At 71.6% G+C, this 26,026-nt stretch carries 19 protein-coding genes and 1 pseudogene; 12 read left to right on the top strand and 8 right to left on the bottom strand.

The window, feature by feature from the left end:
* The 6 genes and pseudogenes from VLY81_RS10385 to VLY81_RS10365 form a co-directional block, all read right to left on the bottom strand.
* The gene (locus tag VLY81_RS10385) at positions 1-1,191 is read right to left on the bottom strand and encodes a Zn-dependent alcohol dehydrogenase (protein ID WP_324668096.1); all 1,191 of its coding nucleotides are present in this window, start codon (positions 1,189-1,191) and stop codon (positions 1-3) included.
* Positions 1,188-1,619, bottom strand: a complete 432-nt coding sequence (locus VLY81_RS10380; RefSeq protein ID WP_324668095.1) for a hypothetical protein — start codon at positions 1,617-1,619, stop codon at positions 1,188-1,190. The genes VLY81_RS10385 and VLY81_RS10380 overlap by 4 nt, the downstream gene beginning before the upstream one ends.
* A gap of 101 nt (positions 1,620-1,720) precedes the next feature.
* On the bottom strand, positions 1,721-2,272 hold the full coding sequence (locus VLY81_RS10375; RefSeq protein WP_324668094.1) for a thiamine pyrophosphate-dependent enzyme: 552 nt from the start codon (positions 2,270-2,272) through the stop codon (positions 1,721-1,723).
* A gap of 160 nt (positions 2,273-2,432) precedes the next feature.
* A pseudogene (locus VLY81_RS14790) lies at positions 2,433-3,278 on the bottom strand (thiamine pyrophosphate-binding protein); the annotation flags it as partial.
* 41 nt (positions 3,279-3,319) lie between these two features.
* A complete protein-coding gene (locus VLY81_RS10370; protein ID WP_324668093.1) occupies positions 3,320-4,288 on the bottom strand; it encodes a 2-hydroxyacid dehydrogenase in 969 nt (322 codons plus the stop codon).
* A gap of 597 nt (positions 4,289-4,885) precedes the next feature.
* A complete protein-coding gene (locus VLY81_RS10365; RefSeq protein ID WP_324668092.1) occupies positions 4,886-5,644 on the bottom strand; it encodes a YceI family protein in 759 nt (252 codons plus the stop codon).
* A 347-nt stretch (positions 5,645-5,991) separates the two neighbouring features.
* Between VLY81_RS10365 and VLY81_RS10360 the strand changes: the two genes are divergently transcribed.
* The gene (locus tag VLY81_RS10360; RefSeq protein ID WP_324668091.1) at positions 5,992-6,588 is read left to right on the top strand and encodes a LysM peptidoglycan-binding domain-containing protein; all 597 of its coding nucleotides are present in this window, start codon (positions 5,992-5,994) and stop codon (positions 6,586-6,588) included.
* Positions 6,589-6,694: 106 nt separating this feature from the next.
* On the opposite strand, the gene VLY81_RS10355 is transcribed toward VLY81_RS10360, so the two are convergent.
* Entirely contained in the window at positions 6,695-7,081 is a 387-nt protein-coding gene (locus VLY81_RS10355; RefSeq protein ID WP_324668090.1) for a type II toxin-antitoxin system VapC family toxin, read from the bottom strand.
* A complete protein-coding gene (locus tag VLY81_RS10350) occupies positions 7,062-7,322 on the bottom strand; it encodes an AbrB/MazE/SpoVT family DNA-binding domain-containing protein (protein WP_324668089.1) in 261 nt (86 codons plus the stop codon). The genes VLY81_RS10355 and VLY81_RS10350 overlap by 20 nt, the downstream gene beginning before the upstream one ends.
* A 234-nt stretch (positions 7,323-7,556) precedes the next feature.
* Here VLY81_RS10350 and VLY81_RS10345 point away from each other — a divergent pair, with 234 nt between their 5' ends.
* From VLY81_RS10345 to VLY81_RS10295, 11 genes are all read left to right on the top strand, one after another.
* A complete protein-coding gene (locus VLY81_RS10345; protein ID WP_324668088.1) occupies positions 7,557-8,582 on the top strand; it encodes a family 20 glycosylhydrolase in 1,026 nt (341 codons plus the stop codon).
* An 84-nt stretch (positions 8,583-8,666) separates the two neighbouring features.
* The gene (locus VLY81_RS10340; protein ID WP_324668087.1) at positions 8,667-9,749 is read left to right on the top strand and encodes a hypothetical protein; all 1,083 of its coding nucleotides are present in this window, start codon (positions 8,667-8,669) and stop codon (positions 9,747-9,749) included.
* Between the two features lie 368 nt (positions 9,750-10,117).
* Positions 10,118-14,848, top strand: a complete 4,731-nt coding sequence (locus VLY81_RS10335; protein WP_324668086.1) for a S8 family serine peptidase — start codon at positions 10,118-10,120, stop codon at positions 14,846-14,848.
* Positions 14,849-14,880: 32 nt separating this feature from the next.
* Positions 14,881-15,828, top strand: coding sequence for a PorV/PorQ family protein (locus VLY81_RS10330; protein WP_324668085.1), 948 nt, complete (start codon positions 14,881-14,883; stop codon positions 15,826-15,828).
* Between the two features lie 533 nt (positions 15,829-16,361).
* Entirely contained in the window at positions 16,362-17,300 is a 939-nt protein-coding gene (locus VLY81_RS10325) for an IclR family transcriptional regulator (protein WP_324668084.1), read from the top strand.
* Positions 17,297-18,247: an ABC transporter permease gene (locus VLY81_RS10320; protein WP_324668083.1), complete on the top strand. Its 951-nt coding sequence runs from the start codon at positions 17,297-17,299 to the stop codon at positions 18,245-18,247. The genes VLY81_RS10325 and VLY81_RS10320 overlap by 4 nt, the downstream gene beginning before the upstream one ends.
* The gene (gene opp4C, locus VLY81_RS10315; RefSeq protein WP_324668082.1) at positions 18,204-19,124 is read left to right on the top strand and encodes an oligopeptide ABC transporter permease; all 921 of its coding nucleotides are present in this window, start codon (positions 18,204-18,206) and stop codon (positions 19,122-19,124) included. Before VLY81_RS10320 ends, opp4C begins: the two co-directional genes overlap by 44 nt.
* A 41-nt stretch (positions 19,125-19,165) precedes the next feature.
* Complete coding sequence (locus VLY81_RS10310) at positions 19,166-20,788, top strand: ABC transporter substrate-binding protein (protein WP_324668081.1); 1,623 nt, start codon at positions 19,166-19,168, stop codon at positions 20,786-20,788.
* Positions 20,785-22,257, top strand: a complete 1,473-nt coding sequence (locus VLY81_RS10305) for a M20/M25/M40 family metallo-hydrolase (protein WP_324668080.1) — start codon at positions 20,785-20,787, stop codon at positions 22,255-22,257. Before VLY81_RS10310 ends, VLY81_RS10305 begins: the two co-directional genes overlap by 4 nt.
* Before the next feature lie 26 nt (positions 22,258-22,283).
* Complete coding sequence (locus VLY81_RS10300) at positions 22,284-24,143, top strand: M28 family peptidase (RefSeq protein ID WP_324668079.1); 1,860 nt, start codon at positions 22,284-22,286, stop codon at positions 24,141-24,143.
* A gap of 458 nt (positions 24,144-24,601) precedes the next feature.
* Entirely contained in the window at positions 24,602-25,945 is a 1,344-nt protein-coding gene (locus VLY81_RS10295; protein ID WP_324668078.1) for an ROK family transcriptional regulator, read from the top strand.
* Positions 25,946-26,026: the final 81 nt, after the last annotated feature.

Here is a 26,026-nt window from a genome sequence, read left to right as displayed (position 1 = left end):
TCACTTCCCTTCCGCGGCGTCGCCGGCCTCCCCGGCGTCCCCGGCCTCCCCCATGCGGATGACGGTGCGCACCGCCCGGCCCGACTCGAGCGCCTCCAAGGCCTCGCCCACCGCATCGAGCGGCACCGTGGCGGAGACGAGCCCGTCCAGGTCGAGGCGGCCTGCCTGGACCAGGGCGAGGATGCGGGGGATGTCCACGTCGGGGCGGGAGCGCCCGTACCAGGTGCCCGTCAGCACCTTGGACTGCGACGGCAGCGAGAAGGCGTTGATGGCCACCTCCTCGTGCGGCGCCGCCACGCCCACCACTACGGCCGTGCCGCCCTTGCGCACGGCGCCGTAGGCGGCCGCGATGGTCTCCGGCCGCCCGATCACCTCGAACGCGTAGTCCGCGCCCAGCCCGTCGGTCAGCTCCAGCACGGGGGTGATGACATCCTCGCTGCGGCCGGCGTCGACGGTGTGGGTGGCGCCGAAGCGGCGGGCCAGCGCGAGCTTGTCGGGGCGCACGTCGATGGCGATGATGGGGTGGGCGCCGGCCAGGCGGGCGGCCTGGATGACGTTGAGGCCGACCCCGCCGCACCCCAGCACCGCGACGCTCGTCCCCGGCCGTACGCCGGCGGTGTGGACGACGGCTCCGTAGCCGGTGGTGACGGCGCATCCCACCAGTGCGGCGCGCTCGAGGGGGATGCCCGGCGGGATGGGGACGACGCCCGCCTCGGGCACCACCGTCGCCTCGGCCATGCAGGAGACGCCCGAGAAGTGGTGCAGCGCCCGCCCGCCCAGCCGGAAGCGGGTCTCGCCCGACGGCAGCGTGCCGCTCACCTGCATGTCGAAGGCCGCATCGCACAGATCGGGCCGCCCGATGCGGCAGTAGTGGCACCGTCCGCAGCCCGGCACCCAGTTGAAGACGACGGGATCGCCCGGACGCACCCGGGTGACGCCGGGCCCCACTGACTCCACGATGCCGGCGCCTTCGTGGCCCAGCACGGCGGGTAGCGGCACTGGGAGCGTCCCGTGCAGGACGTGGAGGTCGCTGCGGCAGACGCCGGCGGCTGCCACTCGCACCCGTACCTCGCCCGGCCCGGGGGGATCGAGCTCGACGGTCTCGACCCGCAGCGGGCCGCCCACGTCCTCCAGGACCGCCGCCCGCACCGCGATGGGGGCCGGCGGCGCCGGCACGGGGGCGGCACTCACGAGAGGAGATCTCCTTCGCCCCGCGCCACCAGCACCTCCCGGTACATCTGGTAGAGAGGGGGCAGCAGGGGCAGCAGCTTGAGGGCTCGGGCGATGGCGCCGCGGGCCTTGACCTGGCCACGGGCCAGGGCGGCCGGCACGTTGAGCTTGCCCTGCCAGAAGGTGTGGCCGACGTCGGCGGGCGATTCGAAGGTGACGTCGGGCGGTGGCTCGAGGGCGTCGAAGCGGACGGTCATGTAAGAGCCGTCGGTGGTGGGCGTGCGGCCGTCCATGACGACCGTGACATCCGGGTTGCGATAGACGAACGCCACCACCAGCTGCGCGTCCCGCAGACCGCGGGCGGCGTCGCTGAAGCGAGCCCGCTCGGCCAGGGCGGCCATGATCTCCTTGAGATGCCGGGCATCCCGGTAGACCGGCATCGTCACCAACTCCCCTCGTCTCCCTCCCGACGGCTCCGCCGCCTCGACGTCGGCCCCCCGCCTCGACGGCGGCCCCGCCTGCCTGGGCGTCGGCTCCCCCGCTCACCCCGTCAGAAGAGCCTCGGCACCTCCCGGTCGACGGCGACCACGGCCACCGCCGGCCCTTCCTCGGGCCGCAGCACCCGGCCCAGGATCGGCTCCAGGGCGTCGGGGTCTTGGACCCGCTCGGCGGCGGCCCCGAGGGCCCGGGCGGCCTCGGCGATGCCCGGAGCCGGCACGTCGAGCCCCGGCACCTGGTCGGCCCCCGTCGGGTAGAAGGCGGCCGCGTAGCTCTTGAGGATGGCGTAGCCGCCGTTGTCGAGCACCACCACCGAGACGCCCACCGACTCCCGGGCGGCCGTCCAGAGCGCCTGGGGGGCGTAGTGGAACGAGCCGTCCCCCACCACCGCCACCACGGGGCGCGCGGGCCACGCCATCTTGATGCCGACGGCCGCCGGCAGCGCCCAGCCCAGGGCGCCACTGGCGGCCGTGAAGTAGTCGCCGCCTCGCCGGATGGGCACGTGCTGGCGAAGCAGCGGGCTGGCCGAGATGGCTTCGTCGACCACCACGGCGTCGGGCGGTAGCAGGCGTCCCAGGGTGTGCAGCACGTAGGCGACGCCCATGCGGCGCCGGGCACGGGCGGCGTCGGCCCGCAGGCGGGCATCCTCGACCGCTCGGCTCGGGAGCGGATAGGCCGGGCGGGCAGCCGCCGCGCCAGCTCCCCAGCACGGCGCCGGGGTCGGCCACCAGGCTGACGGCGGCGGCGGAGCGAGCCGCCTCGGCGGGGTCGTCGGTGACCAGGTAGGCCCGCACGCCCGGCGGCAAGGGCGGCCCGGGCAGGTACGGGTACGTGAGGAAGAGCGGTGCCCCGAACACCGCCACCACGTCGTACCCGGCCAGCGCCTGCGCCAGGCGGGGCGAGGCCGGCAGCAGCATACCGCGGAAGAGCGGATGGTCGGTGGGGAAGCCCGCCCGTGACCCGATCGGGTCGGCGTAGACGTCGCACCCCAACAGTTCGGCGACGGCCACGGCGGCCTCCACGGCCTGCGGCCCCCCACGGGCCACACCCGCCCCCATGACGAGAGCCGGGCGCGTGGCGCTCGCCAGGGCGTCGACGAGCGCCGAGACCCCCGGCGGCAGCGCCGCCGTCTCGACCCGGCGCAACGGGGGCGGCGCCGTCGCCGGCATGTCCCACAGGTTGGACGGCACCGAGACCAGGGCCGGCCCGGGCGGAGCGGCCATGGCGTGGTGCCAGGCCTGCTCGATGGCGGCGGGCACGGAGGCCGGGTCGGCCACCTCGGCGGCCCACTTGACGACGGGGCGGGCCATGGCCACCAGGTCGGCGGCCAGCAGCGGCTCCTGCAGGAGATGGCGGGTATCCTGCTGGCCGGCCAGCACGACGAGGGGCGAGCGGTTCTTGCGGGCGGTGAACAGAGCGCCGATGGCGTTGCCCAGACCGGGGGCCGCGTGCAGGCTCACCACGGCCGGGCGCCCCGTGGCCTGGGCGTAACCGTCGGCCATGGCCACCACCACCGCCTCATGCAGCCCCAGCACATAGCGCACGTCGGGTGGCAGCCCGACCAGCATCGGGATCTCGGTGGAGCCCGGGTTGCCGAAGAGGCGGCTCACCTCCCGGGCCCGTAGCCAGGCGAAGAAGGCCTCCCGGACGTTCAACGGTGGCCCTCCACGACCACGTCGGCCAGCGAATGGCCGTCCAGGAAGCGCAGGACGTTGGTGAGCGCACCCTGCGCGATGCGCTCCTGCGCCTCGGCGGTGACGCCGGCCCCGTGGGGTGTCAGCAGCACGTTGGGCAGGCGGCGCAGCGGGTGGTCGGGCGGCGGGGGCTCGGGGGCGAAGACGTCGATGGCGGCACCGCCCAGCCGGCCGCTGCCCAATGCCTCGACCAGGGCGGCCTCGTCGACCAGCTCGGCGCGGGCGGTGTTGACGAGGAGAGCCCCTGGCTTCATGCGGCCGAGGCGCTCCCGATCCAGCAGGTTGCGGGTCTCGGGCGTGAGCGGCAGGTGCAGCGTGACCACGTCGCTCGAGGCCAGCAGGTCGTCGAGCGACGCGTGGGTGACGCCGAGGGCGTCCTCGTCAGCGGCGGGCACGCGGCGCACGTCGTGATAGAGCAACGCCACCCCGAAGGGCAACAGGCGCGCCGCCACCTCTCGCCCGATGCGCCCCATCCCCACGATGCCCACCGTGCGGCCGGCCAGGTCCCGGGCCGTCGCCATCCACCGGGCAAGGGGCCACTCCCCTGTCCGCATGGCCTCGTGGGCCGCCACGAGTCCCCGCATGAGGGCCAGGATGGCCATCACGACGTGCTCGGCCACCGAGACGGCGTTGGCGCCGGCCACGTTGGCCACCGTGATCCCGAGGCGGCGGGCGGCATCGAGGTCGACGTGGTCGACGCCTACGCCGGCCACCTGCAGGAAGCGAAGCTTGGGGGCGGCGGCCAGCATCGCCTCCGTGATGGGGGTGAACGGGGTCGAGACCAACACCTCCACGCTGGGGAGGTGAGGCTCCAGCTCGGCGACGCTGGTGACCACCACGGTCTCGTGGCCGCTCAGCACCGCCTGGAGCATGGCTGTCTGCGCTACCAGCCGTTCCGACGCCGGCAGGATCGCAACCAGTTTCAAAAGCAGCACCCCCAAGCCTCGGCCCCGTCTCGCCGTCTCGCTCTCCCGGCTCGCAACGCAGCCCGTGCGGATTCCCCGGGGCGCACTGAAAACGGTCTTCATTACGATCTCTATGCCTCGCGGCCGACGAATCCTGCCCCTGTGCGCCCCTTCCTCGCGCCTCGTCGCCGAGGGCTACGCCCCCGCCGGATAGGCGGACACTGGCGGCGGACGAGCAGCCGCTGCCGGCGGACGGGCAGCCGAGAGAGGGCAGCTGAGGCAGGCCAGCCGACGAAGGGCAACCGACGAGGGACGGCCGGGAGCGGTGTCCTCCGTTCGCGACTAGCGGTTTTTAAATAGCTTTTTAAGATCCGCTAGTCGGCGAACCGAGGCCCTCATCGCGCTCCCCCGCCGGTAACGAACTGGCGACGAGGGGTTTCGAGCCTGGGTCTGACGGGCTCTTCGTGCCCACGCAGAGGTGGCCGTACCGCCTCCTCGACAGAGGGAAATGGCCCACCCCGGGGCCGAAAGCCCCGTCACGACGCCATGCGTGCGGTCTTCGACGATCGTTGAAATGCGATCAGTGGCTACCGGGTGGGGTACGGGGCCGGGGCGGTCTCACGGCTGGTTGCTGGGCCTGGCCACCAGGTCGACTTCGATCTGCACCTCGTCGTTGGCCCGCAGCAGTCCCGCGATGGACGGCGGATCGAAGCCGAAGTCCGTCATCCTCACCGTGGTGCGGGCAGACGCTCGCAGGATATCGCCTTCGAGCCGGAAGGTACCATCGAAGGTGACCGGCCGGGTCACGTCCCGGATGGTGAGCCGGCCGTGCAGGGTGACCGGGATGCCGTCGCTGCCATCGCCCGTCGCCTCGTCCACCTCGATGGCGGTCGCCTCGAAGCGGGCGGTGGGGAAACGGGCGGACTGCAGCCAGCGCTCACGGATGGCCTGGTCCCGGCGGGGCTCGTCGGACTGCAGTCGACTGATGTCCACCGTGAAGGTGCCCAGTCGCGACGCCGCCGGCCGAGCGGGGTCCACCAGGATCTCGCCGCTGATGGCCCGGGTGACGCCGACCGCGACGTTGGGCCGGTCGAAGCGCAGGAACGTCTCGCCCACCCGGTAGCGGGCCTCGGACTCCTCAGCGACGACGGTGTAGCGCACGAGGGCCCCTGCGTCGGCGACGGCGCCCGCCGGCGACGGGGCGGACCCTGCCGGCACGAAGGGGGCCTGTCCGCCGGACGGCGTCGAATCCGCCGGCCGTGTGGCGAGCGAGGGCACTGCGGCGTCTCGCGGCGTGACCACCGAAGCCAGGGCGGCCACGGCAACGACGACGGCGGCCGCTCCGGCGACCCACAAGAGCCGGCGTCGGATGCGCATCGGGCCACTCCTTCCTGCTGCAGGGGTCGGGGTCGGGCCCCGGGGGAGGTCCTCGGGCTCAGTCTACCGGTCGGCGTTGCGTGACCATGAAGAAGTTGTGAAGAAGTTGGGAACCGTGGCAACACATCATAGTCGGGCGACCCTCGAGCCGTCGGCCACGTACAGGCCGGGCCGGGATCGCCCTGAGAACTGCCTGTCCCTTCGCCGGGAGGACTGTCGGCCCCTTCGCTCACAGGTCTGGCGGCGCGCCCGGTTCCGGGACCGGCGGCCCGTCCCGCCGGCGGCACCTCCTCATACCCTGCAGGGGTGCCGGCAACGGCAGCCGGCCACGAGGAGGGAGAACCTGGATGAGCCACACCAGCACCCCCGTGCAGACCCTGACCATCGTCTGTCCGACGGGCTGCGGCGGGCCTTACGTGGTGCAGCCGGGCGATTCGTTGTTCACCATCGCGCAGAGGTTCGGCACCACGGTGCAGGCCATCCTCAACTGCAACCCGCAGATCACCAATCCCAACCAGATCTTCGTCGGACAGGTGCTCTGCGTACCGGGTGCCCCCGCACCCACCCAGCCATGCCCCAGCGGATGCGGCGGGCTCTACATCGTCCAGCCCGGCGACACGCTGTTCAACATCGCCCAGCGCTTCGGCACCACCGTGCAGCAGCTCCAGACCTGCAACCCGCAGATCACCAACCCCAACCTGATCCACCCCGGGACGTTTCTCTGCGTGACGCAGGGCGTGGGCGCGCCGCCGTGCCCGCCGGGTTGCGGCAACCCCTACACCGTCCAGCCGGGCGACACGCTCTTCTTCATCGCACAACGCTTCGGGACGACAGTGCAGGCCATCCTGGCGTGCAACCCGCAGATCACCAACCCGGACCTCATCTTCCCGGGCCAGGTCTTCTGCGTGCCCGGCGCACCGGCGCCGGCACCGTGCGGGTGCTAGCGAGATGCCGGTGCCAGAGAGTCCAAGCGAGCGGCCACCCCTCGGGGTGGCCGCCTGGCGTGAGGGCTCGTGCCGTACATCCTTCATTGGCTCGGCCCCATAACTTTCAGCGGACGATGCGCACGGCGGCGGGGAGCGATAGGGTCGCCCACGCCCGGTCGGCCGTCAACACGGGTGCACCCGTCCGTTGCGCGAGGGCGATGCAGGCTCGGTCCCCAAGGGACAATCCGGCGGCTCGGGTCAAGCGGCGGAGGAGCCCGGCGCGGTAGGCCAGATCCTCGTCGAACGGCACCACGGTGAGCGGCATGGCACTCAGCGCTTCGCGAATGGCTGGCTCGGGCACGCCGGCATCGCTGAGCTTGGCCACGACTTCACTGAGATTGACCGCCGCGATGGCCGCATCTTCCGCCAGCGCGTCCTCGACCATGGAGCTGCCAGGCTCACGGTGCAACATCACGAGAAGCGCAGACGCGTCAAGAATCCACCGACTCATCGGCGGCCTCCTGTCGCCGCTCCCGAATGAGCTCGTCCGCGAGGGACCGGTGAGCCGCCACATACTGGCCCACGATCTCTTGCGCGTAGCGGATGGCCCGACGGACGGCGAAGACCCGCAGCTCGTCCCCCGACAGTTGCACCACCAACTCGTCGCCTTCGCGTAACCCCAACGCCTTGCGAAAGTCCGCCGGAATCACGAGCCGTCCGCCCTTCCCCAATCGAACCCGCGCTGTCTGCATGTGACACGCTCCAAATGGATTGTCGTGACGGTTCGTAGATGGCACTTCACAGATACGGTACCACGAGTCCGCGAAAGTGCCAATGACATCGCTTCATGACAAGATACGCAGGGCAGCACTCGCCCGGCGGGACCAAGCCCGGCCGAGCCGCTCGTCTCGGAAGGACGGGGACGCCCCTCGGCGAATGCGCCGCCGTGGCGGGTCGAAAGGAGCGACGGCAGGATGGCGCGTCCCATGCTTCGCATCGATCTCGCCACGGTGCCCGACGAGCTCCGAGACGGCTTGCGGGCCCTCGTGGCGGCACGCCCCGACGCGTTGGTGCAGGCGGGAGACCGGCGGGGGAACGGTGGGGGCGAGGTTGGGGCGGGCGGTGCGACCGGCACCGGCGTGGGTCGGGGGGTGGGCACGGCCGCCGGGGGCGACGTGGCGGACGTGGTCGACGTCCTCTTCGCCCACGACCCGGCGCTGGGCGACCGGCTGGCCCTGGCGGTGGAGGTGCTCGACGGCGGGCGGCGGCTGCGGGTCGCCTACGGCCAGCGGGCGGCGGCCTTCCGGGCCCTCGGGCGCATCCTGGGGCAGCTGGCGTCCGCGAGGAAGACGGAGGGGGGCGCCGCCTCGAGCGCCAGGGGCGGCCGGGTTCGCCTGGAGGGGTTCACCGAGGCGTCGCCCTTCCGCATGCTCGGGATCATGGTGGACGTCTCCCGAAACGGCGTGTTGCGGCCCGAGGCCGTCCAGCGCCTGCTGCGGCTGGTCGCCCTGATGGGCATCAACACCTGCATGCTCTACACCGAAGACACCTACGAGCTGCCGGGTGAACCCTTCTTCGGCTACCTGCGGGGGCGCTACGCAGAGGAGACGCTGCGAGCCCTCGACGCCTACGCGGCCGCGCTCGGCATCGAGATGATCCCGTGCATCCAGACCCTGGGCCACCTGGAGCAGATCCTCAAGTGGCCGCGCTTCTGGGACTACCGGGACACGGCGAGCGTCCTCATCGCCGAGGAGCCCCGGACCTACGCACTGGTCGAGCGCATGATCGAGGCGGCCAGCCGGCCGTTTCGCACCCGGCGCATCCACGTCGGGATGGACGAGGCGTGGGGCATCGGCACCGGCCGCTACCGGGAGCGCCACGGTGAGCGGCGGCCGTTCGACATCCTCAACGCCCACCTGGCACGGGTGCGGGAGATCTGCCGCCGGCGGGGCCTGCGGCCCATGATCTGGAGCGACATGTACTTTCGGTTGGGGTCCAAGCGGCACGAGTAGTACGACCGCGAATCGGTCATCCCCGAGGACGTCCGGCGCAGCATCCCCGGCGACGTCGACCTGGTCTACTGGGACTACTACCACGTGACGAGCGACTTCTACGAGGAGTGGATCGACCGGCACCGGGAGCTGGGGGCCGAGCCCATCATGGCCGGCGGCGTCTGGACGTGGAACCGCCTGTGGGCGACGCTGCCCTTCTCGTTCACGGCCACCGAAGCCTGCATGCGGGCGTGCAAGCGCAAGGGGCTGCGGGAGGCCTTCGTCACCATGTGGGGTGACGACGGGATGGAGTGCGACGTCTTCAGCGCGCTGCCGGGCATCCAGCTCTTCGCCGAACACGGCTATACGGCGGCCGAGACGGTGGATCCGGCGCTGCTGCGGGCCAACTTCAGGGGGGCGTGCGGCCCCGGGGCGGAGCTGGACGACTGGGTGCGGGCCAGCGCCGTCGATGCGCCGCCGGGGGTGCACGACCCGGCGACGTCGCGAGCCAACCCGAGCAAGTGGCTGCTGTGGCAGGATCCGCTGCTGGCCGTGATGGATCCGCTGGTGGAAGGGCGGCCGCTCGCGGCGCACTACGAGCGGCTGGCGACGGAGCTGGCCGAGGCGGCGGAGCGGGCGGAGGTGGCGTGGCGAGAGGCCATGGGTGAGCATCCGGCGTCGGGCGAGCATGCGATGTCGGCAGGGCATCCCGCGTCGGGCGGGCGCATGGCGACGGGCCGTCGTGCGACGGGTGAAGATCGGGACGTCGAGCCGCTGGGGCGGCGGCTGCTGCTGCCGGCCCGGATGGCTCAGGTGCTGGCCCTCAAGAGCGAGCTGCGTCGGCGCCTGGCGGCGGCCTACCGGCAGGGGGACCGGGCGGCGCTGCGCCGCATGGCGGATGTCGAGCTGCCGGCGTTGCGGGCGGCGGTCGACCGGCTGTGGCGCACGCACCGGGCGATGTGGATGGCGACGTACGAGCCCTTCGGGTGGGAGGTCGTCGAACGCCGCTACGGGGGGCTGATGGCCCGCCTCGCCACGGTCGCCGAGACGCTGGAGGCCTACCTGGACGGGCGGGTGTCCCGCATCCCGGAGCTGGAGGCGGAGCTCCTGCCACCGGTGGAGGTCGACCCCGGCACCCTGCCCGAGGTGACCTACGCGCACGTGGCCACCCCCAGCGCGATCAAGTGAGGGGGCACAGGATCAAGCGACGGGGCACAGGATCAAGCGAGGGGACACAGGATCAAGTGAGCGGGCACGGGTCGGCGACGCCGTTGGAGGAGTAGTGGCGCCGGTTCGCGCCGTTCAAATGGGGGCCGCTCCAGCCATGCGGAGCGGCCCCTGCGCGTCGCTCCGACAGCACCCGAGGCCAGCGGGCGGGGAGGGCTAAGCCTCGTTCGACTCCATCCTCGGTGATTCGAAACGCAACGAGGCGTCCTGTCGGCAGGGTTTCTCCTTCCCGCCACGAACGGCTTCAGTCAACGCGCCGTCGGTTCCATCGATTCGTCAAGTGGCGACCCGATCTTGAACAATCCGGAACCTCGAGGGGGTTGGGCGTCGTGGAAGCTTTCAACGGTCGCGACGGCATCCGCTCCTGGTTGAGCGTGGCCCTGCTGGCGTACGTTCTCGTCTTGTCGGCTGGATTGGCCGGGGCCGGCGCGGGGCCAGCGGCCGGGCCCGACGACCTGCCGCCCCTCGAGGTGCGGACCGCTCCCACGGGGCGCTATGTCGACGGCGAGGTCCTCGTCACGGTCGCGCGGGCTCCTGCCTTGGGCATCCAGGGCGGGGTCGACGCCGACGTGCTGGCCAGGCCCGTCGAACAGCTGGGGATGACGGTCGAGCAGAGCGTCCGGGCCATGGGCGGCACGGTGCGGCGCACCATCACGCTGCGGCAGGGGTCGCAGGTGAGGGTGGTCGAGCTCCCGCCGGGCATGTCGGTGCCGCAAGGCATCCAGCGGATCCGCCAGCAGCTGGAGAGGGCCAACGTGGCCGCCGCCCTTGACCGGCGCATCTACGTGGAGCCCAACTACCTGTGGTATCCGCTGGCGGTCATCCCCGACGACCCGGACTTCGAGTACCTGTGGGGCCTCCACAACGAGGGACAGGCCTTCCTGGCGCCACTCGGCATCGGGCTCACGGGGCGGCCCGACGCCGACATCGACGCGCCCGAGGCGTGGGAGCTGCATCGCGACGCCTCGGGCGTCATCGTCGCCGTCATCGACACGGGGGTCGACATCACGCATCCGGACCTGCAGGGCATCATCTGGGTCAATGAGGACGAGATCCCCGACAACGGCATCGACGACGACGGCAACGGCTACATCGACGACGTGTACGGCTGGGACTTCTACCACGACGACAACACCGTCTTCGACCCGGCGGACGGCGACGATCACGGCACGCACGTGGCCGGCACCATCGCCGCCGTCGCCAACAACGCGGCAGGCGTGGCGGGCATCGCCTGGGGCGCGAGGATCATGCCCCTCAAGTTCTTGGGGCCCGAGGGCGGCTCCACGGCCGCTGCCATCCAGGCCATCACCTACGCCGCTCAAAACGGCGCGACGCTCTCCAACAACTCGTGGGGAGGCGGGGGCTATAGCGAGGCCCTGAGGCGCGCCATCGAGGAGGCAGGCACTCTCTTCATCGCCGCAGCCGGCAACGACGGATCCGACAACGACGTCTCCCCCCACTATCCCTCGAGCTACGACCTCGACAACGTCATCGCCGTGGCGGCCAGCGACTGGGAGGACGGGCTGGCGTCGTTCTCCAACTACGGCGGGCAGAGCGTCGACCTGGCGGCACCGGGCTTCTGGATCCTCTCGACGGTGCCGGGCGGGTATGACTGGTTCGCGGGGACGTCCATGGCCACCCCCCACGTCGCCGGCGCCGCGGCGCTGCTCATCGCGGCCTTCCCCGACATGCCCCAGTATCCGGGAGCGCCGGGGTGGAGCCCCGGTGCGGAGACCATCAAGGATCGCCTGCTCGACTCGACCGAGCACCGGGCGGCCTTCGTCGGCAAGATGCAGACGGAGGGCCGGCTCAACCTCTACAACGCCCTGGAGGGCATCTACCCGCCGTTCATCGATGCCTTCGAGGCGGACGTGGTGTACGGCGAAGGGAGCCTGACGGTCACGTTCTCGTGGGTGATCGAGCCGCGCCGCACCGGCACGACAGTATCGGCCACCATCGACTTCGGAGACGGCACGCCGCCGCAATCGGTCGGGCCGAGCGGCACCATCACCCATCGATACCAGTCCCCGGGCTTCTATGTGGCGTCCGTCCATGCGGGCACCAGCCAGGGGGGCGACTCCTACCGGGAGATCGGCATCCTGGTCAACGACCCGGCCAGCGTGCTGCTCATCGACGACGACGGTCACCGGGAGTTTTCGGACGTGATCGAGGAGGCCCTGGCGGTCGCGGGGATCGCCTACGTCAAGGTGCCCTCGGAGTACGTCGAGGCCGGGAGCCTGCCCCCCAACGTGAGCAACGTGCTGGTCTGGACGGCGGGCATCACGGTGCAGCCGTCTCTGACGACCCCGGAGATCGACTTCCTGACGGCGTATCTTGCGAACGGCGGGCGCCTCTTCCTGACCGGGCGCGGGATTCTCAACGACATCGCCGGGACGAGCTTCGCCCGCGAGTATCTCGGCATCGGCACCGTCGTGTTGGACCAGGGCGCGACCTCGATCGCGGGTGTCCCGGGCGACCTGGTGAGCGCAGGCCTGGCCTTCTCGGGAGATTTCCCGCTGGTCGACTATTACAACCCGGCCGGCGGGGCCGTCGGCATCCTGACCGGCGACGCCGAGACGGCGTTACCTTTCGTGGGCCACCGGTACGCCGGGGATTACCGGCTGGTCTTCGCGGCGTTCGACGTCCATCGGCTGCCGGTGCAGGGGACCGGGGCGAGCGATGGGCTGGCCACGCTCCTCGGCCGGGTCTACGCGTACCTCACGCAAGCCAGCGTCAACAGGGCGCCCGTCGTCTCCTACGCCGTGACCGACCAGATCAACAAGACGTTGCCCGCTACGGTGAGCTTCGAGGCACAGGTGTCGGACCCGGATGGCGACGACGTGTACTTCGAGTGGCGGTTCTGGACGGTGCCCGAGGGGGGCGAGCCGACGTACGAGGCCGTGCCGAGCCTGTCGACGACCCGCACCTACACCGAGGGCTTCGACCACCTGGTCTCGTACGTGGCCGACGACGGTCAGGGCAACCGCGTGGAGCGCTTCTTCTACGTCATCACGGCGCCGCCGTCGGAGGGGGCCCGCGACGTGGTCTGGTTCGTGGATGACCCTGACGCGAACAGCCTGATCGTCTTGGGGCCGGACAACTGGGCCATGCTGGATCTGACGGCGGTCGGATTCGATGTCATCTACGCGGACGCTTCCAAACTGCCCCTGATATCCAGCCCCGACGGGACGGCCGCGAGCGGGGCCGAGGACTTCTGGTGGTTCTGGGATGGACGCATCTGGGGCTATCCGGACGACTACGAGCAGCGCTGGATCGCCTCCCTGCTCGACCGGGGCGGCAAGATGTGGCTGTCGGGCGAGGATCTGCTGGGAATGATCGCGGGAGGCGACTTCACGTCGACCACGCCGGTGCCGTTCATGCAGCAATACTTCCACGTGGGCTACGTGGAGCACGACACCGGCTACGGCGTGCTGCCCAACCTGCTCGCTGGCGTGCCGACGGACGAGCTCGGCAAGCACCAGAGCCTGTCCCTGCTTTGGGCTGATCTGGGAGCCGAGGGGCTCGACTTCACGGACACCATCCGCCCGACGGCGTCGGGGGCGGGGGTCTTCTACGACGAGGGGCCGGTGGGCGACCCCGATTACAGCGTCGTCCGCCAGGCGGGCGATTACCGGCGGGTCTTCGCCGCCATCACGCCGCAGATGACGCTGGGGTACGGGTCGCTCCAGACCTTCTTCGGGGCCGAGTCGGCGTCCGCATCGCTGGCGGCGCCAGCGGGCAAGCCCGCGCCGCAGCCGACCCGCCGGCTGGATCCGTCGGTGATGCCGGCGCACCCCGTGATGCAGCGGTACCAGGCGCAGCGCCCGGGGCCGGAGACGCTCCAGACCTTGCAGCGGGTACTCACGGAGAGGGTGGGAGCGCTCAGCTCCAGCTCCGAGGAGCCGCCGCCCGTCGTGTTGCTCGGCGACTACTGGCATGAGCTCCGGGAGCGGGTGGAGTACGGCACGATTCCACCCAGGGCGGCCATCTCGCCGTCGAAGCTCCGCGTCGCGGTCGGCGAGGCGGTTGAGTTCAGGGACGCGTCCGTCGACGATGATGGCTCGATCATCTCGTGGTCGTGGGACTTCGGGGACGGCAATAACAGCGACAATCAGCATCCGGCGCATGCCTACGACGCACTCGGCACCTATCTGGTGACGCTGACGGTCTACGATGACAGGGGAGCGCAGAGCAACGCGGCCTTCGTCCAGGTCCTGGTGAGCGAAAACAGTGCTCCGGTCGCGAACGCGGGCCCCGACCGTCGAGTCCGAGTGGGGTACGAAGTGGTCGTCGACGGCAGCGGGTCTTCCGACCCCGAAGGCGACCCCCTCACTTACCGGTGGGATCTCGTGGCGAAGCCGGAATCGAGCGAAGCGACGCTCTCTACCATCGATTCGCCGACGACGACGTTCACGCCGGACATCCCAGGTCGATACGTGGTGACGCTGGTCGTCAACGACGGCTACGGGGAGAGCCTACCCGACGTGGTGGTGTTCGAGACCACCAACCGCCCGGTGGCCGTGGCGGGACCGGATCGGTACGGGGCCGTCAACAGCCCGATCCTCCTAGACGGGTCGGCGTCGTACGACCCCGACGAGGGCGAGTCCGTGACGGGCTACGAGTGGACGATCGTCGACAGGCCCGTCGGCGCCGTGGCGGAGATCCAACCGCTCGGCGAGCCTGCGGCGAAGGTCCACCTCCTCGTCGACCGTCCCGGCGAGTACCGGGTGCGCCTGGTCGTGACGGACTCGGTGGGCGAGGAGTCGGAGCCCGACGAGGTGCGGGTGGTGGTGGTGCAGACCTACGTTGCCCCCAACCCCGCCCGGCACGAGGCGACTTTCTACTACGACGCGGACCTGGCCGGTGGCACGCTCCGCATCTTCAACGTGGCGGGGCGGCTGGTGCGCACGCTGGCGCTCGAGGCCGACGGCTCGACCACGTGGGACCTGACGGACGCCGGCGGGCGGCCGCTGGCCAGCGGGCTGTACCTGTGGGTGCTGCTGGACCAGGACGGCCGGCCCGTGACCGAGCGGCCCGAGCGGCTCGTCATCCAGCGCTGAGCCGGATGCGGAAGGGACGGGGTGGACCTACCATGACGGGCATGCGGTCGAAGTGGGCGCTGGCTCTGGCGATGGTTGCCGTGCTGGCGGTCGGGCCTGCCGTCGCGGCGGCGGATGGCGACGGCACGGTGGTGGGGGCCGGGGCCATCTTCCAGATCGGTGCCGGCGCTCGGCCCCTGGCCCTGGGCGGGGCCTTCGCGGGCGTGTCGGAAGACGAAAACGCCCTCTTCTACAACCCCGCGGGGTTGGCCACGCTGGGGCGGCCGGGGCTCACCAGCTTCTACTCGACGCAGTACCAGGTCGTCGGCTACGGCGCCCTGGGGCTGGCGCTGAGGAAGTTGGGGGTCGGGGCGCTGTACCTCAACTCGCCGGGCATCCCAGGAGCGGGTGAAGGGGGCGAGATCCTGCCGAACTTCGCCTACAGCAACCTGGCGGGGCTCGTGGGGGCGGCGACCGAGCTCGGCCCCGTGGCGGTGGGGGTGCGGGGCAAGTACCTGCTGGTGAGGAGCGCGGAGCTGGTCGGCGGGGATGAGCCTGACCTCGGCCCGGCGCAGGGCACGGGGGCGGCGCTGGACGCCGGTGCGCTGGTGCAGCTGGGCCCGGTGAGGCTGGGGCTCGTGGTCGAAAACGCGGTCGCCACGCCCATCCGCTACAGCACGGGCGCTGTGGAGGCCTGGGAGCGGCGGCTGGTGGCCGGGGCCAGCGTACGCCTGCGCTCGCTGCTGCTGGCGGCCGACGTCGAGAGCGTCGGCGGGCACAGCCAGTACTACCACGCGGGTGCCGAACTGGGCCTGGGCCTGCTGGCGCTGCGGGGTGGCATCACCGCTCCGATGGGCGGCGACGGCGAGGATGCGGCGGACTCTCGGGAACTCACGGCTGGCATCGGCCTGCGGCTGGGGTCGCTGCAGGTGGACTACGCCTACCTGATGCCGGCCACCCTGCCCGACTCGCACAGGCTGTCGCTGGCCCTGAGGTTTTAGCCGTCCGGTCCGCGGGGGCCCGTGTGGCGCCAGGAGCCGCGGCCGGATACCGGCAGTCAGGGTGAGGGGGTGACTCCGCCGAGGGGTCACCCCCTTGGTATCTCCAGGCGCATCGGGCGCAGGCGCGCCACATAGGTCGTCGCTCTCGCCATAGAAGCGGAATTTAAATAACTTTTTAAAATCCGCCCGTCACGCAGAGGAGGACACCCCCTCCGCGGGCGGGGCGCGGCGGCGACTGGCGGCGGCGGGGGCCAGTGGCCGACCGCCGCCGAACGGGAACCAGCGAGCCATCGAGGACGAGCCGGACGGGGAGCGCCTGTCCGGCTCGTCTCGCGTCCGGCCCATGTCTTCTGTATACCTGTGCCGCCCCTGAAGGAGGGTCGATGGACCCGTCGAACATCGCCCGTCAAATTCTCGATAGCAAAACGGCGTTTTATCACACGTAACACCCGCCTCCTCGAGATCGGACGGCATCGGCCCGGCCAGCCGTCGGGTCGGGGAGGGGCAGGGTGGGGACAGGGGGGAGAGACGGGGTGACGGCGGGATCGACGGGGTTGCCGGGATCGTTGGGGCTGCCGGGGTCTCCGACGGTGTCGCCGCTGGGGTCGCCGACGGACTCGCCGGCGCCTCGCCTGGCGGCCGACACTTACGCCATCGCCAGCGTGGACAAGGCCGTCCAGCTGTTGCTGGCCATGGCCCAGTGGCCGCCGGAGCGCACCGCGGGCGTCTCGGAGCTGGCCCGCCAGCTCGGGCTGACCAAGACGCAGGTCTATCGCCTCCTGCGGACGCTGGAGCGCCACGACCTGGTCGTGCAGGAGCCGGGCGAACGCCGCTACCGTCTCGGCCCGACCCTCCTGGCCCTGGGCGAGGCGGCGCGTGAACGCATCGGCCTGGTGCGGGCCGCCCGTCCCGTCATGGATCGCCTGGCTGCCGAGACGGGCGAGTCCGTCCACCTGGTCGAGCGTCACCAGCGGCTGGCGGTGGTGGTCGATCTGCGCGACAGCGCGCAGCGCGTGCGGCTCACCGCCCGCGTCGGCGGGCGCTACCCCCTGCACGCAGGGGCCTGCCCGCAGGCCATCCTGGCCTACCTGCCCGCCCACCAACAGGAGCAGGTACTGGCCCAGCTGGCGAGCCTGCCGCGCTACACGCCCCGCACCGTCCTGGATCCAGCCCGCCTGCGCCGCATCCTGGACGACGTTCGCGAGCGGGGCTACGCCTTCAGCGACGAGGACGTCGATCCGGGAGCGCGGGCGGTGGGAGCCCCCATCTTCGGCCCGTCGGGCGAGCCTGTGGGGGCCATCAGCGTGGCGGGGCCGTCCTTCCGCCTGCCCGACGCCCTCGTCCCCCGGTACGGGGCCCTGGTCCGCCAGGCGGCCGCCGAGGTGACCGCCCGCTTCGGAGGGGTCGTCCCGCCCGCCTTCGAGCGCGCAGCGGCCGCGGACGGACCGCACCATGGGGAGAGGCCGTCATGATTCGGTTCATCGTCCGGCGCCTGGCCATCATGGCGCCGGTGCTGCTCGGCATCACCCTGCTCAACTTCCTCCTCATCGACCTCGCGCCAGGCGACGCGGTCGACTTGATGATCGACCCGTCGATGAGCGAGGCGGACCGGATGGCGCGCCGCCAGGCGCTGGGCCTGGACCAGCCGTGGCCGGTCCGGTACGGCAAATGGCTGGGGCAACTCGCGGCCGGCAATCTCGGCTTCTCCTTCACCACCTATCAGCCGGTGGCCGATCGCATCGCCGAGCGCTTGGGACCGAGCCTCCTGCTGACGACGGTCGCCACGCTGGTCGCCTACGCCGTCGCGGTCCCCCTGGGGATCGCCTCGGCGCTGCGGCCCTACTCGTGGGTCGACTACGTCGGCGGGTTCGTGGCCGTGTCGGGCGTGTCCCTGCCCACCTTCTTCCTGTCGCTGGCGGGCATCTACGTCTTCGCCCTGCGGCTGGGATGGCTGCCGACGGGCGGCATGGCGACCCTCGGGGGCGAGGCGTCGTGGGGCGACGTGGCCCGGCACCTGGTGCTGCCCGCCACGGTGCTGGCGTTGACCAACGTGGGGATGGTGGTGCGGCTGACCCGCTCCAGCGCCCTCGAAGCCCTGCGCCAGGACTACGTCCGCACCGCTCGGGCCAAGGGGCTGGCGGAGTGGCGGGTCGTCTCCCGTCACGTCCTGCGCAACAGCCTGGTCCCCGTCATCACCATGGCCGGGCTCCAGTTGCCGGCCCTGATCGGGGGTGCCGTCATCACGGAGCAGGTCTTCCAGTGGCCGGGGATGGGGTCGCTGACGATCCAGGCCATCCTCGGGCGTGACTACCCCACCCTGATGGCCATCAATCTGCTGGCCGCCCTGGCGGTACTGTTGGGAGGGCTGATCGCCGATGTCCTCTACGCCGTCGTGGACCCTCGCATCCGTTACGAGTGAGGCATCGGCTGCCACCGATCCGGCGGCCGGCCGCTCCTTCTGGGCCCAGGCAGCGCGCCGCTTTGGCCGCCACCGGCTGGCCGTGGCCGGGTTGATGGTGATGGCGGGGCTGAGCGGGGCGGCCCTCCTGGCGCCCGTGCTGGCCCCGTACGACCCGGCCGCGCTGGATCCGCTGGCGTTCGCACAGCCGCCCTCCCTCGCCCACCCCCTGGGCACCGATACCATCGGCCGTGACGTCCTGAGCCGGGTGCTTCATGGGGCGAGGGTATCGCTCGCGGTGGGCGTGGCGGCGGTCACCATCAACGTCGTGCTGGGGGTGATGGTGGGGGCAGTGGCCGGGTTCGCCGGCGGGATGGTCGACGCGGCCCTCATGCGCTTGAGCGACATCGTGCTGGCCTTTCCCTCGCTGGTGCTCGTGCTGGTGCTGGTCGCCATCCTGGGGCCGGGCCTTGGCAACGTCATCCTGGTGCTGGGTCTCATGGGCTGGCCTCAGATCGCCCGCCTCGTCAGGGCCGAGGTGTTGCGGCTCGAGGCGCAGGAGTTCGTGGCCGCCGCCCGGGCGGTAGGGGTGCCGGAGCATCGCATCCTCCTGCGACACCTGCTTCCCAACGCCCTTCCCCCCGTGCTGGTGGCCGCCACCTTCGGCACGGCGCAGGCCATCATCGCGGAGGCGTCGCTCAGCTTCCTCGGCATGGGGGTCCAGCCTCCCACCCCCAGTTGGGGCAATCTCCTGACGGAGGCCCAATCGATGGCGGTGCTGGAGGGCATGCCGTGGCTGTGGGCCCCACCGGGGCTTCTCATCGTGCTGGCGGTGCTCGCCATCAACTTCGTGGGGGACGGGCTGCGAGACGCGCTCGACCCCCGCACGAGGCTGTGAAGAGGAGAGGAGCGTCGACGTCCATGGGTGTGCGCGGTCGCATGCGAGGTCGCAAACGGGTCGCCGTCGAGGTCGTGGTAGGGCTCGCCCTGCTGGTGGTGTCGTCACTGGCGCTGGCCCCGCTGGTGGGCATGGCCGGGGCGGCCGAGGCCGGCAAGGTGATCCGGGTCGGCCTGTGGAGCGCGCCGGGCAGCCTGAGCGCCATCAACGCCGACTCCAGCTACGGCTACTTCGTGGTCCACTTCATCTACGACAGCCTGGTGGAGATGCGGCCCGACATGAGCTTCCGGCCGCGCCTGGCACGCTCGTGGGAGATCTCGGCGGACGGGCGCACCTACACGTTTCACCTGGATCCGCGGGCGACGTGGCACGACGGGCGCCCCATCACCGCCGAGGACGTGCGCTTCACCATCGAGACCATCGCCACACCGGGCGTCCAGACCAACCGGGGCAACGCCATCAAGTCCATCGAGGGGCTGGACGCCAACGGCAAGAAGATGGGGGCCACCATCCCGGGCGTCAGGGTCATCGACGCCCACACCATCGCCATCACCACCAAGACGGCGGTCGACCCGGCCAGGTTCCTGGAGCAGTTCGGTACGGGGGTCTTCGTCATCCCCAAGCACCTGCTGGAAGGGCTCTCGCCGGAGCAGCTGGCGCGGGCCGATGCGCTGCTGCGCCCGACGGTGGGGAGCGGGCCGTTTCGCTTCGTGCGGTACGTGACCGACCAGTACGTCGAGCTCGAGCGATACGACCACTACTATCGAGGCCCGGCCAGGGTGGATCGCATCCTGATCCGCATCGCTCCGGCGCCCTCCATCGCTGCGGCCCTCATCAACGGAGAGATCGACGTGGTGGCGGGGCCGGGCATCGGCGAGGTGCCGCTGCAAGACTGGGAGCTGGTGAAGCGGGCGGCCCACCTGCGCCCCGTCACGGAGCCGTCCCTGGGGTACCAGTTCCTCGCCATCAACCACGCCCGCCCCTACTTCCAGGACGTGCGGGTGCGGCGAGCCATCGCGATGGCCGTCGACGTCGACCTGATGGTACAGCAGCTCTACAAGGGGCAGGCGGTGCGGGCGCGGGGGCCGTTCTCGCCGGTGACGCCATACGAAAACCGGGACCTCGACCCCATCCCCCACGACCCCGCCGCGGCCCGCGCCCTGCTGAGCCAGGCGGGCTGGGAGCGCGGGCGCACGGTGGAGCTGCTGGTGCCGACGGGCAACACGCTGCGGGAGCAGACGGCGGCCATCATCCAGGCCAATCTGCAGGCTGTCGGCATGCAGGTGCGCATCCAGCGCCTGGACTTCCCGACGGTGCTGAGCCGGGTCTTCAGCGACGACTTCGATCTGGTGGTGTTGGGCTGGACCGACACCTTCGACCCGGACCACGTCAGCTCCACGTTCCGCACCGGCGGACAGTACAACCTCTCCAACTTCTCCGACCCGGAGGTGGACGCGCTCATCGACGCGGCGGCCGCCGAGCGCGACCCCGCCCGGCGCAAGGAGCTCTACGACCGGCTGCAGGTGCTCTTCCAGGAGCGGGTGCCGGCGGTCTTCCTCTACTACCCCAACATGCTGGCCGCGGTCAACGTGCGCCTGGTCGACGCCGATCCGTCCATCGTGCCGTTCGAGTTTCGAGCCTCGGAGTGGGATGTGAGGCCATGAGCGACGAGCGAGTCAACGACGGGGTCCACGAGCGATTCGACGAGCCAGTCATCGAGCGTGTCATCGAGCACCTGCGGGCCCATTTCCGCGAGGACCTGGAGGCGGTGCGCGCCTTCCTGCGCACGCCCAGCGTCAGCTACACGGGCGAGGGCATCCAGGAGACGGCCGAACAGGTGGCCGGCTTCGTGCGGGCCCTGGGCGGACAGGCGCGAGTGGTGCCCACGGCGGGGCATCCCATCGTCTACGGGCGACTCGACCAGGGGGCGCCCCACACGGTGCTGGTCTACGGCATGTACGACGTGATGCCGGCCGACGAGCCCAACTGGAGCTCGGATCCCTGGGGCGCCGAGATCCGGGAGCTGCCCCGGCTGGGCCCCAGCATCATCGCACGGGGCGCGGTCAACACCAAGGGGCCGCTGGCCGCCTTCTTCCGGGCGGTGGCCGGGTATCAGGCGGCGGCCGGGCGGCTGCCCGTCAACCTCATCTTCGCCATCGAGGGCGAGGAGGAGATGGGCAGCCGGCACTTCCTGCCCTTCGTCGAGGCGCACGCCGGGGAGCTCAAGGCGGCGCAGGCGGTGCTCTTCCCCTTCTTCAGCCAGGACGAGGAGGGCGTGCCCTGGCTGACCCTGGGCACCAAGGGCATCGTCTACTTCGAGCTCGAGTGCCGCGGCGGCGACTGGGGCGGGCCCACCGAGCGGGGCATCCACGGCTCCTACAACGCCTGGGTGGCCAACCCGGCGTGGCGGCTGGTGCAGGCCCTGGCCACGATGGTCGACGCCGACGAGCAGGTGCGCGTCGAGGGCTTCTTCGATGGCGCCGAGCCGTTGCCCGAGGAGGAGCGCCGGCTGCTCGAGGAGCAGGTGGCCAGCGGGCGGCTCGACGAGCGGCCGTTCATGGCGTTCGAGCACGTGCGGCGCTTCAAGGGCGGGCTGCGGGGGCTGCCGCTGTGGGAGCGGCTGTTTGCCCAGCCGCAGCTCAACATCGACGGCATCGTGGGCGGATACGTCGGCGAGGGCACCAAGACGCTGCTGCCGCACCGCGCGCTGGCCAAGATGGACGTGCGCCTGGTGCCCCGGATGGACCCGGAGCGGGTGGCGCAGGCCATCCGGGCGCACCTGGACCGGCACGGCTACGCCGACATCGAGATGCGGGTGCTCAACACCTATCCGTGGTCCAAGGTGAGCCTGCACGAGCCGGCGGTGCAGGCGATGGTGGAGACGTACCAGGAGATGGGGGCGCCGCCGCAGGTGTGGCCCCTCAACCCGGGCTCGGCGCCGTACTACGTCTTCGAACGGGTGCTGGGGATGCCGTACGTGACGGGCGGCATGGGCCACGGGGGGCGCCAGCACTCCACCGACGAGTACTGCACGGTCCAGGGCGTGCTGGACTTCGAGATTTCGATGGTGCGGTGGCTGCACGGGCTGGCGAGGCGACTGGGGCAGCCGCGGGGGGAGCGTGCGGCCGGGTGACGGGGCGAGGCGACGCGAGGCAGGCGATGCAGCCGATGCGAAGCAACGAGACGACGCAGGTGAGTCGGGAGAGACAAGACGATACGACCCCACGAGAGTGGCGCCGACTGAGCCCGGACGAGCGGGCGTTGATGGCCAGCATCACCGGCGACGAGGCGTGGCGGCTGGTGGAGCGGTTCGCCACGCTGGTGCGGGAGTCGGGCAGCGAAGACGAGCGCAGAGCTGCCCGGTACGTCGTCGAGCGCCTGCGGGAGGCCGGCGTGCCGGTCGAGGTCTACACGCCGACCCTCTACCTGAGCCTGCCGAGAGGGGCCGAGGTGCGGGTGGATGCGCCGGGCCAGGCGGCCATCCGGGCCAAGACCCCGTCCTTCTCGGCCTCCACCGGGCCCGGCGGGCGGCGGGGCCCGCTCGTCTACGTCCCGTCGGGGTTCGCCCGGGGGAGCGCGGATCTCTTCGAGTCAGGGTTGGATGGAAGCGGGCGGCGTGACCTGGAGGGCGCGGTCGCCCTCACCGAGGGGCTGCCCCTGCCGCAGAAGGTGACCGACCTGGAGGCCCGAGGTGCGGTAGCGGCCATCTTCATCAGCCCGGGGGAGCGCATCCACGAGGCCATCTGCACGCCCGTCTGGGGCGGGCCCGACCTGGACAACCAGCACCGGCGGCCCAAGCTGGCGGTGGCGGCGGTCAGTCGCTCCGACGGCGAGCGCCTGGCGGCGGCCGCCCGGGAGGCGGCGGGGGGCGGGCGCCGGCTCGAGGTGACGGTGGTGACCCGCCTGGAGGAGGGGCTGTATCCGTGCCCCGTGGTGGTGGCCACCATCCCGGGGGCGGTGGAGCCGGAGCGGTTCGTGCTGCTGCACGGGCACCTCGACTCGTGGCACGTCGGGGTCGGCGACAACGCGGTAGGGGACGGCGCGCTGCTGGAGATCGCCCGGGCGCTCTGGCAGCACCGGGCGGCGCTGCGGCGCAGCGTGCGGGTGGCCTGGTGGCCGGGGCACTCCCAGGGGCGCTACGCCGGCTCGACGTGGTACGCCGACGCCTTTGGGGTGGAGCTGGCCGAGCGGTGCGTGGCGCACGTCAACTGCGACTCCCCCGGCTGCCGGTGGGCCGAGGTGCTCCAAGACGTGTCGTGGACGCCGGAGCTGGAGGGGCTGGTCAAGGAGGTCGTGCGGGACCTGACGGGGCAGGAGGTCGGGGGCGGGCGGCCGCCCCGTGCGGGCGACTACTCCTTCAACAACCTGGGGATCAGCGCGGCCTTCATGCTCTCGTCGACGATGCCCGAAGAGATCCGGCGGGCGAAGGGCTACTACGGCGTGGGCGGGTGTGGCGGCAACGTCGAGTGGCACACCGAGGACGACGATCTGGAGGTGGCCGACCGGGAGCTGCTGGTGCGGGACACCCGCATCTACGCCCTTGCCGTGTGGCGACTGGCCAATGCGGAAGTGTTGCCGCTGGACGTGCGGGCGGCGGTGGCCGACATGCGTCAGGCGGCGCAAGCGTACGCGAGGAAGCTGGAAGGCCGGCCGGCGGCGAGGTCGGTGCTGGACGGCGTCTTCGACGAACTCGACCGGCTCGAGGCCGCGCTCGAGTCGATGGAGACGGCGCGCCAGGCGGGGCGGATCGGCGTCGGGCCCCTCAACGAGACGCTGATGAAGGTCAGCCGCATCCTGGTGCGGCTGCACTTCGCCCGGGAGGGCGCATTCCGGCAGGATCCGGCCCTGCCGGTCCCGCCGCTGCCGGACCTGGCGGTGGCGGCGGAGCGACTGGCGGAGTCGCCCGAGGAGAGCGTCGAGGCCTTCTTCGCGACCAACTCGCTGGTGAGGGGCCGCAACCGCGTGGTCTACGGCCTGCGGGAGGCGAGGCGGCTGGTCGAGGCGCTGGCAGCGTTATGAGGGCGCCGCCAGCGCCTCCCTCGCCGGCGCTCCCTGTCCGTGGCGCCTCCGGGCGCCGCGCCGTGCCGCCACCGTCCCACGAGGCGCCGCAAGCGGCGGTCGGCGGGGCGCGGGCGGTGCAGGGGGTATCGGTCTCGACACCCGGCGGAATTTAAATACCTATTTAAAGACCCCTACTCTCGCGAACCCGCACCCATCGCGACCCCCGTAGGGCCGACGGTCACCTTCGCGGGGCCCCGTCGGCGCGCGTCGGCGCCCGTCAGCGCCCGCCGGCGCCCGCACGTGCCGCCAGCCCTTCGGCTTCATCGACGGAAAGGGCTTGCAAGAAGACGGCGGGCGTGGTAATGTGGGCCTGAGATGTTGCAGACTGAAACTTACCTGCTCGGCGCGCCAATGCGTGTCGGACGGGACAAACGCTTTAAGAATGGGATATGAGCCTGTGCCGTGAGGTCCGCGCCATGGCGCACAATCATGACAGTCGACAACAAAGTAAGCGCCCCCGCTCTGCAGCTGTCCGCGCCGCGGCCAGCGGCACCAGCCTGCTGCGATCCCTCAACGCCGCCGCCATCCTGCGGACGCTCCACCGCGAGGGGCCGTGCTCGCGAGCCCGGCTGACCCGCCTGACGGGGATGAGCCCGCCGACCGTCTCCCGCATCGTGGCCCGCCTCATCGAGCGCGGCCTCGTCGTCGAGGTGCGTCGGGGCGAGTCGACCGGCGGGCGACGCCCCGTGCTGCTCCAGATCGACGAGGCCAAGCTCTACGCCGTCGGCGTGCAGGTCCAACGTGACCGCGTCTCGTGCCTTCTCAGCGACCTGCGGGGGGCGCCCCTCGGGAGGCGCGCCTACCCGCCCTTCGACCTCGAGCCCGAGGGGCTCATCCGGGAGCTGGCCCGGGAGCTCGACGGGCTCATCCGCCAGGCAGGCGTCGACCGGCGCCGCGTCCTGGGCGTTGGCGTCGGCGTGGCGGGGGTCGTGGACGCCGGCAGGGGCGTGGTGGTCCGCTCCGTCAACCTGGGCTGGCGGGACGTGCCGGCCGCCGAGCGGCTCGAGCGACTCCTGGGGCTGCCCGTCGTCGTCCAAAACGATGCCAACGCCGCCGCCATGGCCGAGCTCTGGTTCGGCCCGGCGCCCCGTCACGAGACGCTCATGTTCCTCAAGACCGAGGCGGGCGTGGGCGCCGGCATCCTCGTCGACGGCCGCCTCATCTCGGGCCCGCGCGGGATGGCGGGCGAGATCGGGCACGTCACCGTCGTGGAGCACGGGCACCCGTGCCGTTGTGGTCACGCCGGATGCCTGGAGACCTACGTCAACCTCCAGGACGTGCTGGAGCGCTACCGCCACCGCACGGGCCAGGCGGTCGACAAACCTGCCTTCTTCCAACGCGCTCAGGCGGGCGACCCCGTGGCCCGCCAGCTGGTCGACGAGGCGGCGTCGGCGCTGGCGCACGCGGTGGTGTACGCCGGCATGCTGCTCGACCTCCAGATGGTCGTCATCGGGGGCGTCTGGGGTCAGATCGGCGGCGACTTCCTCCAGACCATCGAGGCCCGCCACCAGGCCACCGCTCAGCGCACGGGCCTGCACATGCCCGTCACGATACGGGGCTCCAGCCTGGGGGACGACTCCGAGCTGCTGGGTGCCATCGGGTTCGTGGTGGATCGGTGGTTCAGCCCCGGGGCCATCGACCTGTCGTCGTGGCGGCCGGCGCCCGCCCCGGGCGCAGCCGGAGGGCCGCAGACGTCACGGGACCAAGGAGAGGAGGCGGTCAGAGGAGCGGGTACGGGAGCAGATAGGGAGAGCGGGTAGGTGGGACACGGCGACCGGCGACCGGCGGGCGGCGCCCCGCGACCGGCGAGCGACCAGGCGGCGAGCGCGCCCGTCCGCCGT

The organism is Limnochorda sp. LNt (assembly GCF_035593265.1).
Classification (GTDB): domain Bacteria; phylum Bacillota; class Limnochordia; order Limnochordales; family Geochordaceae; genus Geochorda; species Geochorda subterranea.
This window is presented reverse-complemented; position numbering and strand designations above follow the sequence as displayed.

Coding starts and splice junctions, on each gene's coding strand:
- VLY81_RS10330 (WP_324668085.1), top strand. CDS start 14,881: ATGACGGGCATGCGGTCGAAGTGGGCGCTGGCTCTGGCGATGGTTGCC.
- VLY81_RS10365 (WP_324668092.1), bottom strand. CDS start 5,644: ATGCGCATCCGACGCCGGCTCTTGTGGGTCGCCGGAGCGGCCGCCGTC.
- VLY81_RS10350 (WP_324668089.1), bottom strand. CDS start 7,322: ATGCAGACAGCGCGGGTTCGATTGGGGAAGGGCGGACGGCTCGTGATT.
- VLY81_RS10345 (WP_324668088.1), top strand. CDS start 7,557: ATGCTTCGCATCGATCTCGCCACGGTGCCCGACGAGCTCCGAGACGGC.
- VLY81_RS10305 (WP_324668080.1), top strand. CDS start 20,785: ATGAGCGACGAGCGAGTCAACGACGGGGTCCACGAGCGATTCGACGAG.
- opp4C (WP_324668082.1), top strand. CDS start 18,204: ATGTCCTCTACGCCGTCGTGGACCCTCGCATCCGTTACGAGTGAGGCA.
- VLY81_RS10300 (WP_324668079.1), top strand. CDS start 22,284: ATGCAGCCGATGCGAAGCAACGAGACGACGCAGGTGAGTCGGGAGAGA.
- VLY81_RS10320 (WP_324668083.1), top strand. CDS start 17,297: ATGATTCGGTTCATCGTCCGGCGCCTGGCCATCATGGCGCCGGTGCTG.
- VLY81_RS10360 (WP_324668091.1), top strand. CDS start 5,992: ATGAGCCACACCAGCACCCCCGTGCAGACCCTGACCATCGTCTGTCCG.
- VLY81_RS10355 (WP_324668090.1), bottom strand. CDS start 7,081: ATGAGTCGGTGGATTCTTGACGCGTCTGCGCTTCTCGTGATGTTGCAC.
- VLY81_RS10375 (WP_324668094.1), bottom strand. CDS start 2,272: ATGGGCGTCGCCTACGTGCTGCACACCCTGGGACGCCTGCTACCGCCC.
- VLY81_RS10295 (WP_324668078.1), top strand. CDS start 24,602: ATGGCGCACAATCATGACAGTCGACAACAAAGTAAGCGCCCCCGCTCT.
- VLY81_RS10310 (WP_324668081.1), top strand. CDS start 19,166: ATGCGAGGTCGCAAACGGGTCGCCGTCGAGGTCGTGGTAGGGCTCGCC.